At 66.2% G+C, this 14,430-nt stretch carries 17 protein-coding genes and 2 pseudogenes; 11 read left to right on the forward strand and 8 right to left on the reverse strand.

What is annotated here, in order from left to right:
- Positions 1-51 precede the first annotated feature (51 nt).
- A complete protein-coding gene (locus EAO80_RS11805) occupies positions 52-1,257 on the forward strand; it encodes an AGE family epimerase/isomerase (protein WP_122090088.1) in 1,206 nt (401 codons plus the stop codon).
- A 44-nt stretch (positions 1,258-1,301) separates the two neighbouring features.
- On the forward strand, positions 1,302-2,387 hold the full coding sequence (locus tag EAO80_RS11810; RefSeq protein ID WP_122090089.1) for a CobW family GTP-binding protein: 1,086 nt from the start codon (positions 1,302-1,304) through the stop codon (positions 2,385-2,387).
- On the opposite strand, the gene EAO80_RS11815 is transcribed toward EAO80_RS11810, so the two are convergent.
- Positions 2,384-2,536: a hypothetical protein gene (locus EAO80_RS11815; protein WP_162993985.1), complete on the reverse strand. Its 153-nt coding sequence runs from the start codon at positions 2,534-2,536 to the stop codon at positions 2,384-2,386. The two genes, EAO80_RS11810 and EAO80_RS11815, sit on opposite strands and share 4 nt — an antisense overlap.
- Before the next feature lie 92 nt (positions 2,537-2,628).
- On the opposite strand from EAO80_RS11815, the gene EAO80_RS19760 reads away from it, so the two are divergent.
- Entirely contained in the window at positions 2,629-2,793 is a 165-nt protein-coding gene (locus EAO80_RS19760) for a hypothetical protein (RefSeq protein ID WP_162993986.1), read from the forward strand.
- A 52-nt stretch (positions 2,794-2,845) separates the two neighbouring features.
- On the opposite strand, the gene EAO80_RS11820 is transcribed toward EAO80_RS19760, so the two are convergent.
- On the reverse strand, positions 2,846-4,006 hold the full coding sequence (locus tag EAO80_RS11820; protein WP_122090091.1) for a glutathione-independent formaldehyde dehydrogenase: 1,161 nt from the start codon (positions 4,004-4,006) through the stop codon (positions 2,846-2,848).
- Between the two features lie 130 nt (positions 4,007-4,136).
- On the opposite strand from EAO80_RS11820, the gene yqeC reads away from it, so the two are divergent.
- Complete coding sequence (yqeC, locus tag EAO80_RS11825) at positions 4,137-4,853, forward strand: selenium cofactor biosynthesis protein YqeC (protein WP_122090092.1); 717 nt, start codon at positions 4,137-4,139, stop codon at positions 4,851-4,853.
- Here yqeC and EAO80_RS11830 read toward each other — a convergent pair.
- Entirely contained in the window at positions 4,846-5,457 is a 612-nt protein-coding gene (locus EAO80_RS11830; RefSeq protein ID WP_122090093.1) for a molybdenum cofactor guanylyltransferase, read from the reverse strand. The genes yqeC and EAO80_RS11830 overlap by 8 nt on opposite strands.
- 105 nt (positions 5,458-5,562) lie before the next feature.
- Here EAO80_RS11830 and EAO80_RS11835 point away from each other — a divergent pair, with 105 nt between their 5' ends.
- Positions 5,563-5,757: a methytransferase partner Trm112 gene (locus tag EAO80_RS11835; protein ID WP_122090094.1), complete on the forward strand. Its 195-nt coding sequence runs from the start codon at positions 5,563-5,565 to the stop codon at positions 5,755-5,757.
- Positions 5,758-5,763: 6 nt separating this feature from the next.
- The gene (locus tag EAO80_RS11840) at positions 5,764-6,339 is read left to right on the forward strand and encodes a DUF7524 family protein (protein WP_122090095.1); all 576 of its coding nucleotides are present in this window, start codon (positions 5,764-5,766) and stop codon (positions 6,337-6,339) included.
- Here the strand turns inward: EAO80_RS11840 and EAO80_RS11845 are convergent.
- The 3 genes from EAO80_RS11845 to EAO80_RS11855 form a co-directional block, all read right to left on the reverse strand.
- Complete coding sequence (locus EAO80_RS11845; RefSeq protein ID WP_122090096.1) at positions 6,330-7,400, reverse strand: DR2241 family protein; 1,071 nt, start codon at positions 7,398-7,400, stop codon at positions 6,330-6,332. The genes EAO80_RS11840 and EAO80_RS11845 overlap by 10 nt on opposite strands.
- On the reverse strand, positions 7,400-8,272 hold the full coding sequence (locus tag EAO80_RS11850) for a CbiX/SirB N-terminal domain-containing protein (RefSeq protein ID WP_122090097.1): 873 nt from the start codon (positions 8,270-8,272) through the stop codon (positions 7,400-7,402). The genes EAO80_RS11845 and EAO80_RS11850 overlap by 1 nt, the downstream gene beginning before the upstream one ends.
- Positions 8,273-8,335: 63 nt before the next feature.
- Positions 8,336-9,121, reverse strand: a complete 786-nt coding sequence (locus EAO80_RS11855) for a PAS domain S-box protein (RefSeq protein ID WP_122090098.1) — start codon at positions 9,119-9,121, stop codon at positions 8,336-8,338.
- Positions 9,122-9,230: 109 nt separating this feature from the next.
- On the opposite strand from EAO80_RS11855, the gene cysS reads away from it, so the two are divergent.
- The 3 genes from cysS to EAO80_RS11870 all read left to right on the forward strand — a co-directional run bounded on the left by cysS (position 9,231) and on the right by EAO80_RS11870 (position 11,907).
- A complete protein-coding gene (cysS, locus tag EAO80_RS11860; protein WP_122090099.1) occupies positions 9,231-10,724 on the forward strand; it encodes a cysteine--tRNA ligase in 1,494 nt (497 codons plus the stop codon).
- Positions 10,725-10,793: 69 nt separating this feature from the next.
- Positions 10,794-11,012: a DUF7545 family protein gene (locus EAO80_RS11865; protein ID WP_245998603.1), complete on the forward strand. Its 219-nt coding sequence runs from the start codon at positions 10,794-10,796 to the stop codon at positions 11,010-11,012.
- Between the two features lie 52 nt (positions 11,013-11,064).
- Complete coding sequence (locus tag EAO80_RS11870; RefSeq protein WP_122090100.1) at positions 11,065-11,907, forward strand: M55 family metallopeptidase; 843 nt, start codon at positions 11,065-11,067, stop codon at positions 11,905-11,907.
- A gap of 45 nt (positions 11,908-11,952) precedes the next feature.
- Here the strand turns inward: EAO80_RS11870 and EAO80_RS11875 are convergent.
- Positions 11,953-12,891, reverse strand: a pseudogene (locus EAO80_RS11875) (5'-nucleotidase C-terminal domain-containing protein); the annotation flags it as partial.
- Positions 12,892-12,910: 19 nt separating this feature from the next.
- On the opposite strand from EAO80_RS11875, the gene EAO80_RS11880 reads away from it, so the two are divergent.
- On the forward strand, positions 12,911-13,183 hold the full coding sequence (locus EAO80_RS11880; RefSeq protein WP_211330700.1) for a hypothetical protein: 273 nt from the start codon (positions 12,911-12,913) through the stop codon (positions 13,181-13,183).
- Between the two features lie 64 nt (positions 13,184-13,247).
- On the forward strand, positions 13,248-13,898 hold the full coding sequence (locus EAO80_RS11885) for a DUF6517 family protein (RefSeq protein WP_122090102.1): 651 nt from the start codon (positions 13,248-13,250) through the stop codon (positions 13,896-13,898).
- Between the two features lie 407 nt (positions 13,899-14,305).
- On the opposite strand, the pseudogene EAO80_RS20820 reads toward EAO80_RS11885, so the two are convergent.
- A pseudogene (locus EAO80_RS20820) lies at positions 14,306-14,430 on the reverse strand (methionine synthase); the annotation flags it as partial.

A 14,430-nucleotide genomic window follows, 5' to 3' on the forward strand; every position in this document is an offset into this window, starting at 1 on the left:
GTCGGTACGTCGACCCCGACATTATATGCTCCGGCGAACGCGACGCCAGCCATGAACGTCTATCGCACCCGCGAAGGGCTCCGCCACGCCTTTCGTGACGTCCTGAACTTCTACCATCCCGACTGCATCGACACACGGGTCGGCGGCTACGTCGCCCAGCTCGACGAGCAGGAGGGATACGTCTACGATTCGCGCACGAAACACCTCGTCGCGACCGCCCGCACGATCAACAACTTCTCTCTGGGAGCCCTCGCCGACGGTCCCGAATGGTGCCGCCAGTCGGCCGAGCACGGCCTTCGATTCCTCTCGACCGTCCATTGGGACCCCGAGCACGAGGGCTACGACTGGCTGCTCGACGGACGGGAACTGGTAGATCGGACGCGCCACTGCTACGGTCACGCGTTCGCGCTACTTGCGGGCGCGCGGGCCCATCAGGCCGGAATTCCCGGCGGGCGCGAGGAACTCGACCGGGCGTTTTCGGTCCTCGAAAAGCGCTTCTTCGAGCCGGAACACGGGCTCTACGCCGACCGGGCAGCGGCCGACTGGTCGGAGCTCTCGTCCTATCGGGGCGCGAACGCGAACATGCACGCTCTCGAGGCGCTGCTGGCCGCGGGCGAGGCCACCGGGGAGGATCGATTTCTCGATCGCGCCTATAGAATCGCCGAGCGCTTCACCCGTGAACTCGCCGCCGAAACCGACGGCCTGCTGTGGGAGCACTACACAGACTCCTGGCAGCACGACCTCTCGCACAACGAAGACGAACCGGACCACCAGTTCCGCCCGCCGGGCTACCAGCCGGGTCATCACGCCGAGTGGGCGAAGCTGCTCTGCCTGCTCGCCGAGCACCGCGAGGAAGAATGGATCCTCACGCGCGCGACGGAGCTGTTCGACGCCGCGATGGAGCTGGGTTGGGACGGAAATCATGAGGGGCTCTACTACACGGTCGAGACCTCTGGGGAACCGATCGTCGACGAGAAGTACGGCTGGGCCCACGCCGAGGCGATCGGCGCGAGCGCGTTGTTGGCTCGGCACGACCCCTCGTATCTCGAGTGGTACGACCGGCTCTGGGAATACTCCACCACCCACCTGATCAACCCGCAGTACGGCAACTGGTACGAACGCCTTACCCGCGAGGGCGAACTGCCGGAGCCGGATCACGGGCCCGAGGTGGAGCCGGGCTACCACCCGATCACGAACTGCTGGCTCGCGATGGGGGTCCTCAAGGACGATCCAATGGCCCTGGGTGCCGACGGGTAGGTCAGCCGCGATACGCTTTTGCCTGCCCCGCCGATTGGTCACGTATGGCGGAACCGATACCGGTGACGGTCGTCAGCGGCTCACTCGGCGCCGGAAAGACGACGCTGGTGAACCACGTCCTCACGAACCGCGAGGGCTACGAGGTGGCCGTGATCGTCAACGACATGGGCGAGGTGAACGTCGACGCGGACTTGATTGCACGTGAGGGAAGCGAGGAAGGAATCGTCGACCTCTCGAACGGCTGTATCTGCTGTGAGCTGCGCGAGGACCTGTTAACCGAGGCGACTCGACTGGCCGATTCCCGGGAGTTCGACTACCTGCTGGTGGAGTCCTCGGGGATCAGCGAGCCGATCCCGGTCGCCCGGACCTTCACCGAGGACGAGGGGGGCGACGCGGACGACGGGAGTTCTTCAGGATTTCGCCTCGACACCACGGTGTCGGTGATCGACGCCGCGGAGTTCGAGCGGGCGTTCGACGCGGGCGAGATCCCCGAGGCAGAAGGGGAGGAATCCGAGCGCCCGCTGACCGAGCTCCTGATCGACCAGATCGAGTTCTGCGACCTCCTCCTGCTGAACAAGACGGATCTCGTCGACGAGGAGAAATTGGCGGAGATCGAGGCGATCGTCGAACGCCTCCAGCCGCGTGCGGAGATCGTCCGGACGACGTACTCGGAGATCAACCCCGGCCGGGTGCTCGGAACCGGACGGTTCGATCTCCGGGAGGCCCAGCGACACGTCGGCTGGAAGCGCGAGCTCGCCGGCGGGGTGCACGGCCACACACACCCCGCTGAAGGGCTCGGCGTCGAGTCGTTCGTCTACCGGGAGAGCCGCCCGTTCCACCCCGAGCGCCTCGACGAGGCGTTCGAAACCCTCACGGAAATCGTTCGAGCGAAGGGGGTCTTTCGGCTCGCCGAGCGCGACGACGTGATGGGGTTCAACCTCGCCGGGGAGTCGATCAAGGCCGGGCCGATCGGCGAGTGGCACCCCGAGGACGAACGGCGGACCGAACTCGTCTTCATCGGGACGGAGCTCGACGAGGAGGGGATCCGCGAAACGCTCGACGCAGCACTCGTGACCGGGACGGAACGCGAATCAGGGCTAACCGGCGTTTCCGATCCGTTCCCGCCCTAATCGTCGGCGCCGAACTGTTCGCGAAGGTCGTCCCAGGACTCGTGAAAGCCGTAGTTCTCCGCCTGCTTTCGACTGCCCTGATAGGTGGCGTCGTACTGGAGGAGCTGGTCCCACCCGTCGTGGGCGTTGTAGGCGCAGTACTTGCACATGAACTCCCGTTGGCAGTCCGAAAGTATAACGGTTGTCGCGCGACCCGGACTCGGAGCGACAGGCGGAGTACCGTAGGGAGCTACTAGGTAGCATGAACGAACCGGACCGACCGACGATCGGCGCGGGCGGGGGATCGCTCGTCGGCCGATGCGAGCACTGTGATTGGTCGGTCACCGCCGGCTCGCACTCGGCGGTCGTCGAGGCGTATCAGGACCACCTGCGCGAGCGCCATCCCCGGGCGTGGCTGCGCGGGTAGCGTCGAAAAAACCAGAGTCGCTGTCGCCGCCGCAGTCGCTACGGTGACCGGCTCAGGGCTCGAGCAGGACTTTGGTAACGCCCTCCTCGCGGTTGTCGAACGCCTCGTACATCTCGGGGGCCTCGGCGAGGCCGACGCGATGTGAGACGATCCAGCTGGGGTCTGCACGGCCCTCGATGATCAGGTCACGGAGGGCGCGGTTGTACTGTTTGACGTTACACTGGCCGGTACCGCACTTCAGGCCCTTCTCGAAGAACTTCCCGAAGTCGATGCCCAACCTGCCCTGTGCGGCCATCTCGTCGGGCGCGCCGGGATCGGACGGGACGTACAGTCCCGGAATACCGAGTTCGCTGGTCGGGCGCACCACCTGAATCAACTGGTTGAGGACCACGGCAGGGTTTTCCCTCGCTGGGTCGTAGGCGTCGTCCGAGGGATCGGTCTCCGGGTCGATCGCCTGATAGCCCACGGCGTCGACGCCCTTATCGACCATACCGCCGTGTTCGTTCTTGATCTGCTCGACGGGATCTCCCTCCTCGAAGTTGATCGGGATCGCATCGCAGTTCTCCTCGACGGCGTCGAGCCTGCTCGGTACCCGATCGACGATGTAAATCTCCGCGGCGCCCTTGATGTAGGCGCTGTAGGCGGCCATCGCGCCGACGGGGCCGGCCCCGAAGATCGCGATCGACTCGCCGGGCTGGAGGTTCGCCAGTTCGGTGCCGTGCCAGCCCGTCGGAAAGATGTCGGCGAGCAGCGCGAACGAGTCCTCGTGTTCGTCGCCCTCCGGCAGTTTCAGCGCGTTGAAGTCCGCATAGGGTACTCGAAGTCGTTCCGCCTGCCCGCCCTTGTAGGGCCCCATCGCGACGTAGCCGTAGGCCCCGCCGGCGAATCCGGGGTTGACGTTCGTACAGAAGCCCGTGTAGCCCTCCTCGCAGTTCTCACAGAACCCGCAGGCGACGTTGAAGGGTAGGACGATCCGGTCGCCCTTCTCGAGGGTACTTACGCCGTCTCCCACCTCGTCGATGATCCCCATGTTCTCGTGGCCGAAGACGATCCCCGGCTCGGCGTCGGTTCGCCCCTCGTACATGTGGAGATCGGAGCCACAGATACAGGTCGTCGTGATGTCGATCACCACGTCGTTGGGGTGTTCGATCTCGGGCTCGTCCACTTCCTCCACCGCCACGTCGTGCGGTCCCTGATAGACTACGGCATCCATTGACATTGTGATCCCTCGGTCAGTAGAAGGGAGCCACCGTTATAGTCCTGGTTGTTAATGACTTACTAACGGCTAACAACCGTTGTCCGGTGACCACAACCGGTATCGGAGCCGCCGCAGTAGTGCGGATATGGAGCTTACGGAGGCACTGCCGTCCGACGGGCTTACCTGTGCCGTCGGCGCAGGGGGAAAGAAGACGACGCTGTACGCGCTGGCGAACGCGCTCGATCGGGCGGTCGTCACTGCTACCGTCCGAATCCCGATCTTCGACCCGCACGTCGCGCGCGTCGCCGTCACCGACGACCCGGCGAGCGCGATCGAGCGGAACGACGAGTGGCCCCTCGGCGTCGTTCCGGAGCGCGAGTTCGAGGATCGCTACCGGGGCTACGATCGGGAGGTCGTCGCGGACCTCGCCCGGGAAACGGACGCTCCGCTGTTCGTCAAGGCCGACGGCGCGCGCATGCGCGAGTTCAAGGCACCCGACGAGCGGGAGCCCCAACTTCCGCGAAACGCGAGTACGGTGCTCCCGATCGCGAGCGTCCACGCGGTCGGCAAGCCGCTCGACGACGGTGTCGTCCACCGGCCCGAGCGCGTCGCGGCCGTCGCAGGGATCGAAACCGGCGAGGAGATCACGCCCGAGACGGTCGCCGCGGTGCTCGCGAGCCCCGAAGGAGGGATAAAGGGCGTTCCCGAAGACGCGACGGCGATCCCGCTGTTGAACAAGGTCGATACCGACGAGGACGAGCCCGTCGCCCGCGAGATCGCCCACGAGATTCACGAACGTGCGGACGTCGAGCACGTGGTGCTCGCGCGGATGGCCGAAAGCGAGGTCATCGACGTCATCTGAATCGCTCCGCCGCCCGCTCGAACTCCTCGCGGGTGTTCAGGTTCTCGAAGGTGTCGAGGGCGGCGTGTTCTCGCGCCTCTTCTTCCTCGATCACGACGTAGTTCACGTATTCCAGCGGCGCGATCACCTTTCGCTCGCCCGCCGCGAGCGCGCGCTCACAGGCGTCGGCCATCGATTCGGCATGATAGACGGCATGTGTTGGTTGAAACCAGCCGTCGCCTACGCGAGGGACCGCGGCGTCGTGTCCCTCGGCGCGCGCGAACAGATGAGTGACGAGCGCCGGATCGACGAAGGGCATATCGCAGGCCGCGACGAAGGCGTACTCACTTTCGGTGGCGCAAAGCCCCGTCCTGATCCCCGCCATCGGGCCCTCGTCGGGGGCAGGGTCCTCGGCGATCGCTACGGAGTTCGGGTAGCCCGCGAACGCCGCCTCGATGGCCGCGGTCTGGTCGGCCCGACAGTTCACGACGAGTCGGTCGGTTACGCCCGCGAGTCGGTCGCCGACCCGACGGATCATCGCTCTGCCCGCGAGGTCGGCGGTTGCCTTGTCCTCGCTTCCGAAACGGGTCGAGCGCCCGCCGGCGAGGACGACGCCGTCTGGCATACGTGTGGGTTCTCCCCTATCGGTATAGTTCGCTCGGCACGAACCCGTCATACTTTTCCCACCCGCTACCGTCGATTGAGCCATGTATGGCGCAGGTGAGGGTCGATGAAGGAGTCGCTGATGGAGATTATCTGCTGTCCGATCGACAAAGCCGATCTCGAACTCGATGTCGAAGAACGCGACGGCGAGGAGGTCCTCGAGGGGACACTGACCTGTACCGACTGCGGTGAGGTCTACTCGATCGAGGACGGCATTCCGAACCTCCTACCGCCGGATATGCGCGAGGACGCAGCGGCCTAACCGACCGTGGCACGGACGCTGCCCGTCGAGATCAACCGCCGGTCGGTCCACTCGATCGAGCCGGGGGTCCGCCAGTTCGAAACCAGCGAGAGCTTCACGGTCGAACTCACCAACCACGGCTCGGCGACCCACGTCCACCTCAATATCGATGACGGTCTCGCCGACGCGATCTCGCTCGACGGCGGCAACCACTTCGTCGAGGCCGGGCGCACCCACCGAATCGAAGCCAGCGTCGACCAGCGAAGCCGGCCCGTCAGCGGGCGACTGAAGGTCGTCACCGGGTACGGAGCCGAGACGGCGGTCATCGACATCTCCCTGATCCCGCCCGACGAACCCACCGAGAAGGTCCCCGTCGAGGTCGACGAGCGGCTCTCGAAACCCAAACCGCGGACGCGAGACCAGCCCGAACGGACGACCGAGACGACGCTTCCGACGCGGGCAATCGCCGCAGGCGGGCTCGTCGTCCTCGCCTTGCTGCTCGTCGTCGTCGGCTCGCTGATCGCGGGCAACCCGGCGGTGATACTCGGCGCCGGGATCGTTCTTCTAGCTGTTGCGGGCGCGGTTGTGCTCCTTTATGCCTGATCGTCGGGGTAGGTCGGCGTCCCCGACAGCTCCCCGTCTTCCAGTCGTCGCGCCCGGAGGTAGCGCGCCCGGTAGCGGTTCGCCCCCTCGTTGAGGTCGGCCTCGCGGATCTCGTCGGTTCGTCCCTCCGCGACCGCGTCGATGATCTCCTCGATCTGTTCTTTTTCCGTGGGTGTGAGATCGAACTCGTAGCTTCGGGTGTCCTCGCGGCCCAGCGTGACGAACTTCCGGGCGGCGGTGATGAACAGCGAGCACGGCTCTCGACAGGGGAACTCGCCCGATCCACGCTCGACGTCGAGGGCGGTCTCCTCGTCCTCGTCCCACTGTCGGCGTTTGAGACAGTGGGAATCGACACAGCAGGTCTCGGCGGCGGCTTCGAGCTCTTCGACCGAGAGCTGCGAGACGATCGAATAGATCCCCGACTGGCGCTCGGCGGCCTCACGAAAGTGCGTTACGTCGAGTTCGCCCTCGCGCTCGCGGTGCCAGTTCTCGACGGTCGCGGGGTAGACGAAATCGACCGTCCGAACGAGGTCGTCCCCGCTGAGATCGGGGTACTCCCAGCCGGTCGGAAGGGTGGGAGCGGTCGAGAGCGGCCGATATCGCCCCCGGTCGTCGTGCTTGACGAGCTCGCGAGCCGCCAGCGGATCGCTGTAGCTCTCGAGGCCCGTGCTGTTCTCGTCGTCGACGTGCCGGAGCGCGTAGCGGCGCTTGCCGTCCTCGCCGAGGCTCGCGGTGATCCGGAGCTGGCCCCAGCTCCGCGAGACGCCCGTCGAGAGCGCCTCGTAGCGCTCGCCGACCGGCCGCTCGTCGGCGCGCTCGATCCACCGCAGGAACGCGTAGCGCGCGCCCGCGGGTCCGACGGCGCGGGTCCAGTAGTACCAGTTCGAGACGTACCAGGGGTTCTCCTCGGCGAACTTTCGAAGCCCCTTCTCGTCGGTTTCGAGGCGATCGCCGGGGATCTCGGCGCGATAGCGGTCGTCGGTCGGCGAGACCGTGAGGTCGTCGAACTCGATGCCCGCCGAGGCGCTCGAGACGAACGCGTCGAGCTGTGGGGCGTTCATCAGTCGCCTGCGACCCCCGCACCGGGCTCCCGTTCGCCGTCCGGCGCGCCGCTCACGTCCGCGCCGGCCTCGGCGGCACGTTCGAGCAACACGTCGGCCATCAGGGGTTCGGTACCGACCGCGCCCGAGTACCAGATCCGGTGGCCCGCTACCTCCGCGGGAACCTCGTAGCCCGTCCGGTAGTCCTCGGTCAAACCCATGTCCTCGGGGATGTCCTCCTGGGTGTGAAAGCCGTCGGCGATGAAGAGCGGAACGACGACCACGTCGGGACTCTCGAAGAAGTCGGTGACGTCGTCGACTTCCGGCTCCTCGTCCATGAACAGCGCCTTCACCTCGTCGAACCGACCCGAGTCGCGGATCCGCTCGGTGTGGTAATGGATCGCGTTCGCGCTGTTCTCGTTTCGCTCCGTACCGTGGCCGACGATCGCGAGGCCGAACCCCTCCCCAACGTCGGGGTCGCCGGCGATCGACTCCGCGCGCCGGACGATCACGTCGCTCATCGAGTCGTGGGTGCCCGCGGGCCCGCAGTAGTGGACCGTTTTTTCGACGTCGCTGGCTTTCAGGGTGGCGTGATCCGCACTGACGCCGTCCTCTGAGTCCCATGCCGAGACGTCCCAGCCTTCGAGGCGGAGTTCGCGGGGGATGACCTGCTCGGTGAAGTAGCCCTCGCTGACGAACAGCGGGACGACGTAGACCTCGTCGCTTTCGAGGGTGCGAAGCACCTCCCGAAAGGAGGGCTCTTCCTTCCAGAACGCCTCGCGGACCTCGTCGAAGACTCCGGTCTCGCGGATCGTATCGGCGTGCGAGAACGTCGGTTTCGACGAGCCGGGGTTGAGGTGCGACCCGTGGCCGACGATGACGAGTGCCTGCATGGTCGTCGCTAGCGACGGCGAACGCATAGGAGTTACTGTCGAACGCTCGCTCGAGGGATCGACCTACGTTCGCCCGCGCAGATCCCGAAAGATCGCCTGGACGACGCGCCGGTCGCCGAACTCGATGGTCGCGGCGTTGATCTCGACGGGGATCTCGTGGCCCTCGGCGTGGACGACGACGAGGTCGCGGTCGTCGCGGATCACGCCGCTCGATTCGGCGTGTTCCTCGAAGACGTCGACGTAGTACCCCCGGTCGTCCTCGGGGTGGAGTTCGGTCTGGTGGAGGCCCCGAAGCTCCTCGCGCGGGCGACCGAACAGTTCCTCGGCGGCAGTGTTGACCTCCAAAAGCCTCCCGGATTCGGCGTCGACGACGAGGATCGCGTCGGGGGCGGTTTCGAGCAGTCGCTCGTAGCTCTCGCGGGTCTCTTCGAGGGCCCGCTCGACCCGGCGCTGTTCGACGGCCCCTCGAATGCGGGTTGCGAGCAGTTCGAACCCTTCGAGCCCGCTGCCCTTCGAGACGTAGTCCGTGACGCCCGCCGAGATCGCCTCGCTTGCGACCTGCTCGCTCCCCTGTCCGGTAAAGAGGACGAACGGGAGTCGAGGATACGATTCGCGAACCCGGCCGAGGAGATCGACGCCCGTGAGTCCCGGCATCTGGTAGTCGCTGACGACGCACTCGACGCTCTCGCTCCCGATCCGGTCGAGTACCGCCGTCGGATCGATCGTCTGTCGAAGGTGGATCTCGGAATCGACCTCCGTCAGGGACGTCTGCGTGAGCCGCAGGAAGGCCTCGTCGTCGTCGACATGTAACACTCTGATCGGCCCCTCCGCCGGTCGCACCGACTTCATCTCATAACAGTGTGTTCTCCTGCACGATAGGTGTTTATATAGTCGAGCGCCGAACGCGCCGCCGGAAACCCGACCGACGGGTTGAAAGGCGCGCCCGGCGACGTATCGGGTGATGCTGTCCGTGACGAACACGCTCTCGGACGAGCGCGAGGAGTTTCGATCGACCGGGGCGGACGAGGAGGTCCTGCTGTACGTCTGCGGACTGACGGTCTCGGACGACGCCCACCTCGGTCACGCCCGGGTGTGGGTCCACGCCGACGTGATGTGTCGCTGGCTCGAACACGAGGGCTACGACGTTCGTCACGTCGAGAACTTCACCGACGTCAACGAGAAGATCGCCGCCCGGGTCGGCGAGGACGACCTCGGCGGGAGCGAACTCGACGTCGCACGCCACTTCATCGAGGGGACGATCGCCGACATGCGCGGGCTCAACCTGAAGCGCGCGACGGTCTATCCGCGCGTCTCCGAGCACGTCCCCGAGATCGTCGCGCTGATCGAGCGCCTGCTCGAATCGGGTCACGCCTACGAGTCGAACGGTTCGGTCTACTTCGACGTCACCAGCTTCGAGGAGTACGGCACACTCTCGAACCAGGACGTCGAGGACCTCGAATCCCAGGGCGACCCCGAGGAGCGAAGCGAGAAGCGCCACCCCGCCGACTTCGCGCTCTGGAAGGCCGGCGGCGTCTCCGAAAGTGCCATCGCCGAGCACGCGAAGATCGACCACGACCATCCCCCTGAAGGCGAGACGTGGGACTCGCCGTGGGGCGAGGGCCGTCCCGGGTGGCACATCGAGTGTTCGGCGATGGCGATGACCCACCTCGACGAGACCATCGACATCCACGTCGGCGGCCACGACCTGGTCTTCCCACACCACGAGAACGAGATCGCCCAGAGCGAGGCCGCCACCGGCGAACGGTTCGCGAACTACTGGCTCCATACGGGCCTGCTCGAAACCGAGGGCGAGAAGATGAGTTCGAGTCTGGGCAACTTCTTCACCGTCTCTGCCGCGCTCGAGGAGTTCGGCCCCGACGTGCTCCGCTCGTTTTACCTCTCGACGGAGTACGGCTCGAACCAGACGTTCTCGGAGGCGGCGATGGAGGAGGCCCGAGAGCGCTTCGAACGGCTCGAACGTGCCCACGAGCGCGCGACCGAGGCGATGGACGGTCCCGAGGCGCGGACGAAAGTCGAGGACGGCGACCTCCGGGCGACCGTCGAGGAGACACGCGCGGGGTTCGCACGGGCGATGAACGACGACTTCGGGGTTCGCGAGGCGATGGCCGCGCTCCTCGAACTCGCCGGCGCGCTCAACCGCCACCTCGATTCGCACGCGGAGTACGATTATCGGGGGCTGCGCCGGGCCATCGAGACCATCGAGGAGTTCGGTGGGGACGTCTTCGGACTCTCCTTCGGCACGGACGAGGGTGGCCGGGTCGAACTCGCCGAGGACCTCGTCGAACTCGTCCTTCGGGTCCGCGAGGAGGAACGCGAGGCGGGCAACTACGAGCGCGCCGACGCGCTCCGGGAGGACCTCGAATCGCTTGGGGTGGGTGTCGAGGACGAGGGAGAGGAGAGCACCTACCGGCTGTCGGAGCGGCGCTCGTAGCTCACGATTGGGTAACGGATCGAGTGGACCGCCACGGTCCTTATCGCGGGATGGACAACGGGTACAGCGATGACCATCACACGCCGCGAGCTCTGCTCGCTCAGACGCCCGCAGAGACGATCGACGATCTCGCGGTGCTGTCTCCGTGCACAGCAGATCCACGCGATCACCCACCCACTCACAGGGCGACCCCAGCGAGGAGGTTCAGCGGTCGAGAAAGGGACCATGGCGGCGTTCGAGGAACGGTTCGGCGCCCCCTTCGCGGAGATGACCGGCCACACCCACTAGGAACGACGGCGCTAGTCGCTTATTATCGCGGATCGGATAGACACCAGATAGCGTGCACGTACTCGTGGTCACGGACCTGGAGGGGCCGGCAGGGGTCGATTCCTTCCGGCAGACACGGACGGGACGGATCGAGCGAAAACGGGGCGCGATGGACCGACTCGCCAGCGAGGTCAACGCCTGTATCGAAGGCGTCCGGTCGGTCGCACCCGATGCCGCAATCGACGTCTGGGACGGCCATGGCAGCGGCGGACTGCGGGAGGGCGACCTCGTTGGCGGGCGTTACCTCGCGAGCGGGCGCCCGTACTTCCACCTCGGGGATCACGATGCGGTGGTGTTCGTCGGCCAGCACGCGATGGCCGGCACGCCAAACGGGCCGCTGTGTCACACCTACTCGTCGCTCTCGATCGACTACTACAAGCTCAATGGGGTGTTCGTCGGCGAGTTCGCCTGCCGAGCGCTGATCGCCGGCCGACAGGGCGTTCCCACGGTGTTCGTCGCCGGCGACGACAAGACGGTTCTCGAGGCCCGACAGTTCGTCCCGGACATCGAAACGACGGTCACGAAGTACGGCACGGGACGGGAGTCCGCGCGCCACCGCGACCCCAAGGAGGTCGAGGCGGAGATCCGCGACCGCGCCGCAGCCGCCATCAGGAATCTGGACGACGTTCCACCGTACACGGACCTGAAACCGCCTTATTCGCTGGAGATCCGGTATCTCGAGCCCGAAAACGCCTCGAAGATCGACCGGGCTGCCGGGTGGATACGACGGTACGTCCCGCCCCTTCGGGGACGCCTTCCGGTCGCGATGGGCGTGACGCGGATCGATTCGCGAACGATCCGCGTGGAAGCCGATCGACTGCTCGATCCCGATTCGGGGCTCTATCACCGACTGTGACGGAGTCGTCGCGCTCGTCGTTCAGTCGGAGGCGAGCGGAATCGACTACGGTGTCGACGCGTTCGGCCGTCCGCGCCCGCGGTCCTCGACCGTCGCGGCGATGTCGGCGTTGGCCCGCGAACTCTCGAAGTAGACGCGCTCGTATTCGGTGGAATCGTACTCGGCGTACACATCGAGGGTGGCATTCTCCCCGTCGATCGCGTCGAGAACGGCCGCATCGTCGAAGCGCACGATCAGTTCGTCGCCGGTTTCGGCGACCGTTTCGGGTTCGACCGTGTCGCCGGCGGTCGTCCACAGTTCGACGTCGCCCGCGAGCCCGCCGAAATCAGTCGGGAACGCGAGGTGAAGGTCGATCCGACCGCAGTCGTCGAGGGTGATCTCGGGCGCGGTCCCGAAATCCGAGTCGACACGGCGCATCCGTCCCTCGACGGTCGGCGCGACGGTCCCGCGCTCTTCCAGATACTCGATGGTCGTCGTCGCCAGCAGTTCGCCCGTGTCCTCGATTACCGGCTTGTCCGCAAGCGGGTACCCGCTGCCGCCGCCGGCCATGTAGGAGTTGACGGCCACCGCGTACGTCTCCTCGTCGTCGAGCGGTTCGCCGCCAACCGAGACGTCGCGGACGAGATCGGTCCCTTCGTGGCCGATCCACTCGAAGGTGACGCCGCTGACCTGCTGGCTGACCTCCGTACCGTACTGTTCGCCCGTCTCGCTTTCCAGGGTGACGACCTGGCTGACGAGCGTCTCGATCAGTTCCGCGCCCGTCAGTTCGACCGTCGTGAGCGTGTTGTCGAACGGGAGCACGTTGAACACGTCGCCGCCGGTGAGTCCGCCCGGCCCGTAGGCGGCGTCCGAGCGGATGCCGCCGGCGTTCGTGATGGCGACGTCAGCATCGGCCTTCTCGCGCATCGCGTCGGTGACGAGGTTGCCGACTGCAGTCTCCTCGTGGTAGTTCAGGTTCGCACCCGCATCGAGTTCGGTCTCGGTGGTGGCGACGACCTCGTCTGTGACCGGCGGTCGTGCTCACGACCGTCGGTCTCATCGCCGCAAACAGGATCTGCAGTTCGAACCGGACCGACCGTGCGACCGCCGGCTCTTCGGACTCTCCTTCGGCACGGACGAGGGTGGCCGGGTCGACCTCGCCGAGGATCTCGTCGAACTCGTCCTTCGGGTCCACGAAGCGGGCAACTGCGAGCGCGCCGACGCGCTTCGCGACGATCTCGAAGCCCTCGGGGCGGGAGTTAATGACGACGGGAACGAACCGAGCTACCGGCTCTGAGCCAGCGCAGGTCGGACGCCACGCCACCGTCTTTATACGAACTCGCGAACAATCGGCGACAGCAATGGCGCAAACCCGTCGGAGGCTGTGTTCGCTCGCCGCGCTCGCGCTCGTCGGCAGCAGCGGCTGTCTCGGCGGGTTCGGTGAGGATCCCGATCGGTTCGTCGCCCCCGAGACCGCCGTTTCGAACGCCGCACTCGGGGAGACGGGCTACGAACTCGACGGGACCGAGGTGATCGAGGAGACGCGCACCGTCGAGGCCGCAGGCCAGAGCCGCGACGTCGAGGCCGTCAACCGCCTCTCGGAGTACCACAGGGCGATCGACATAGCACCGCTCGGCGAGGCTCGCGCGGCCGTCTTCGCGACACTGTGTACGCCGGCGGCCTCGATGTTCGGCCGGACGTTCAACCCGATCGCGGAGATGGACAACCGCGAGCTCGCGAACCGCGCCCAATCGCAGTACGAGGAGCTCTCGATCGGCGAGGAGGTCGACCGCCGGACCGTCCGGATGTTCGACGAGGAGGTCACCCTCTCGAAATTCGAGGGCGAGGCGACGTTCTCGAGTACCGGGATCGACGTGTTCGTCCATACTGCCCTCGCGGAGGGCGAGGAGGCGTTCGTCGTCGTCTTCGGCGTCTACCCGCGTCTCCTCCCGGACGAAGAAGAGGCGATCGTAACGCTCTCAGAGGGCGTCCGGATCGAGGGGGAGGGCTGAGAGCCGATCGAACGCCCCGCGTTCGGCCGGCACGGTGGCGGTCGAAGTCTCGGACTCGAATGGGCAGCGACGAACGCAAGGGATGGCAAACGCGCGGCTCGAAACGGAAACCCCGCCGTTCGGCGGGGAGGCATCGGGTATCACTATCCCGTACTGGCGCGTGCCAGCAGCCGTCCCTACGGCCAGCACCTATATCCCTATAAACGGCCTAACGGACGGTTCATTCGACTATGGAGTCGCTATGCGCGCTGGAAACGCCGCAGAGATCGCATCGGCGCCCCTTGATCGTCGATCAATGGTACGACCGCTGGCGTTCGAACGCGGAACGGACGCTATCGTACTAGCTTTCGTGACCTAGTCAGGGGAATACGACTCGAATCGGGGGAGGTCGGAGAAGGCCGCCGGGGTTATCGGGAGAGTCGCCCGCTTGCGATGTCGGCGCCCTCGACGAGCGCCTCGAGTTTCGCCCACGCGATCTCGGGGTCGACCATTCCGATGCCGGCCTGCGTTCCGAACCCGCAGTCGGGCGCGG

Source organism: Halalkalicoccus subterraneus (genome assembly GCF_003697815.1).
GTDB classification, from domain to species: Archaea; Halobacteriota; Halobacteria; order Halobacteriales; family Halalkalicoccaceae; genus Halalkalicoccus; species Halalkalicoccus subterraneus.

What these genes read in the sequence shown, in the direction of transcription:
- EAO80_RS11850 (WP_122090097.1), bottom strand. Translation starts at nt 8,272, where the DNA reads ATGCAGGCACTCGTCATCGTCGGCCACGGGTCGCACCTCAACCCCGGC.
- yqeC (WP_122090092.1), top strand. Translation starts at nt 4,137, where the DNA reads ATGGAGCTTACGGAGGCACTGCCGTCCGACGGGCTTACCTGTGCCGTC.
- EAO80_RS11805 (WP_122090088.1), top strand. Translation starts at nt 52, where the DNA reads ATGAACGTCTATCGCACCCGCGAAGGGCTCCGCCACGCCTTTCGTGAC.
- EAO80_RS11810 (WP_122090089.1), top strand. Translation starts at nt 1,302, where the DNA reads ATGGCGGAACCGATACCGGTGACGGTCGTCAGCGGCTCACTCGGCGCC.
- EAO80_RS11815 (WP_162993985.1), bottom strand. Translation starts at nt 2,536, where the DNA reads ATGTGCAAGTACTGCGCCTACAACGCCCACGACGGGTGGGACCAGCTC.
- EAO80_RS11865 (WP_245998603.1), top strand. Translation starts at nt 10,794, where the DNA reads ATGACCATCACACGCCGCGAGCTCTGCTCGCTCAGACGCCCGCAGAGA.
- EAO80_RS19760 (WP_162993986.1), top strand. Translation starts at nt 2,629, where the DNA reads ATGAACGAACCGGACCGACCGACGATCGGCGCGGGCGGGGGATCGCTC.
- EAO80_RS11885 (WP_122090102.1), top strand. Translation starts at nt 13,248, where the DNA reads ATGGCGCAAACCCGTCGGAGGCTGTGTTCGCTCGCCGCGCTCGCGCTC.
- EAO80_RS11845 (WP_122090096.1), bottom strand. Translation starts at nt 7,400, where the DNA reads ATGAACGCCCCACAGCTCGACGCGTTCGTCTCGAGCGCCTCGGCGGGC.
- EAO80_RS11855 (WP_122090098.1), bottom strand. Translation starts at nt 9,121, where the DNA reads ATGAAGTCGGTGCGACCGGCGGAGGGGCCGATCAGAGTGTTACATGTC.
- EAO80_RS11820 (WP_122090091.1), bottom strand. Translation starts at nt 4,006, where the DNA reads ATGGATGCCGTAGTCTATCAGGGACCGCACGACGTGGCGGTGGAGGAA.
- EAO80_RS11835 (WP_122090094.1), top strand. Translation starts at nt 5,563, where the DNA reads ATGAAGGAGTCGCTGATGGAGATTATCTGCTGTCCGATCGACAAAGCC.
- EAO80_RS11830 (WP_122090093.1), bottom strand. Translation starts at nt 5,457, where the DNA reads ATGCCAGACGGCGTCGTCCTCGCCGGCGGGCGCTCGACCCGTTTCGGA.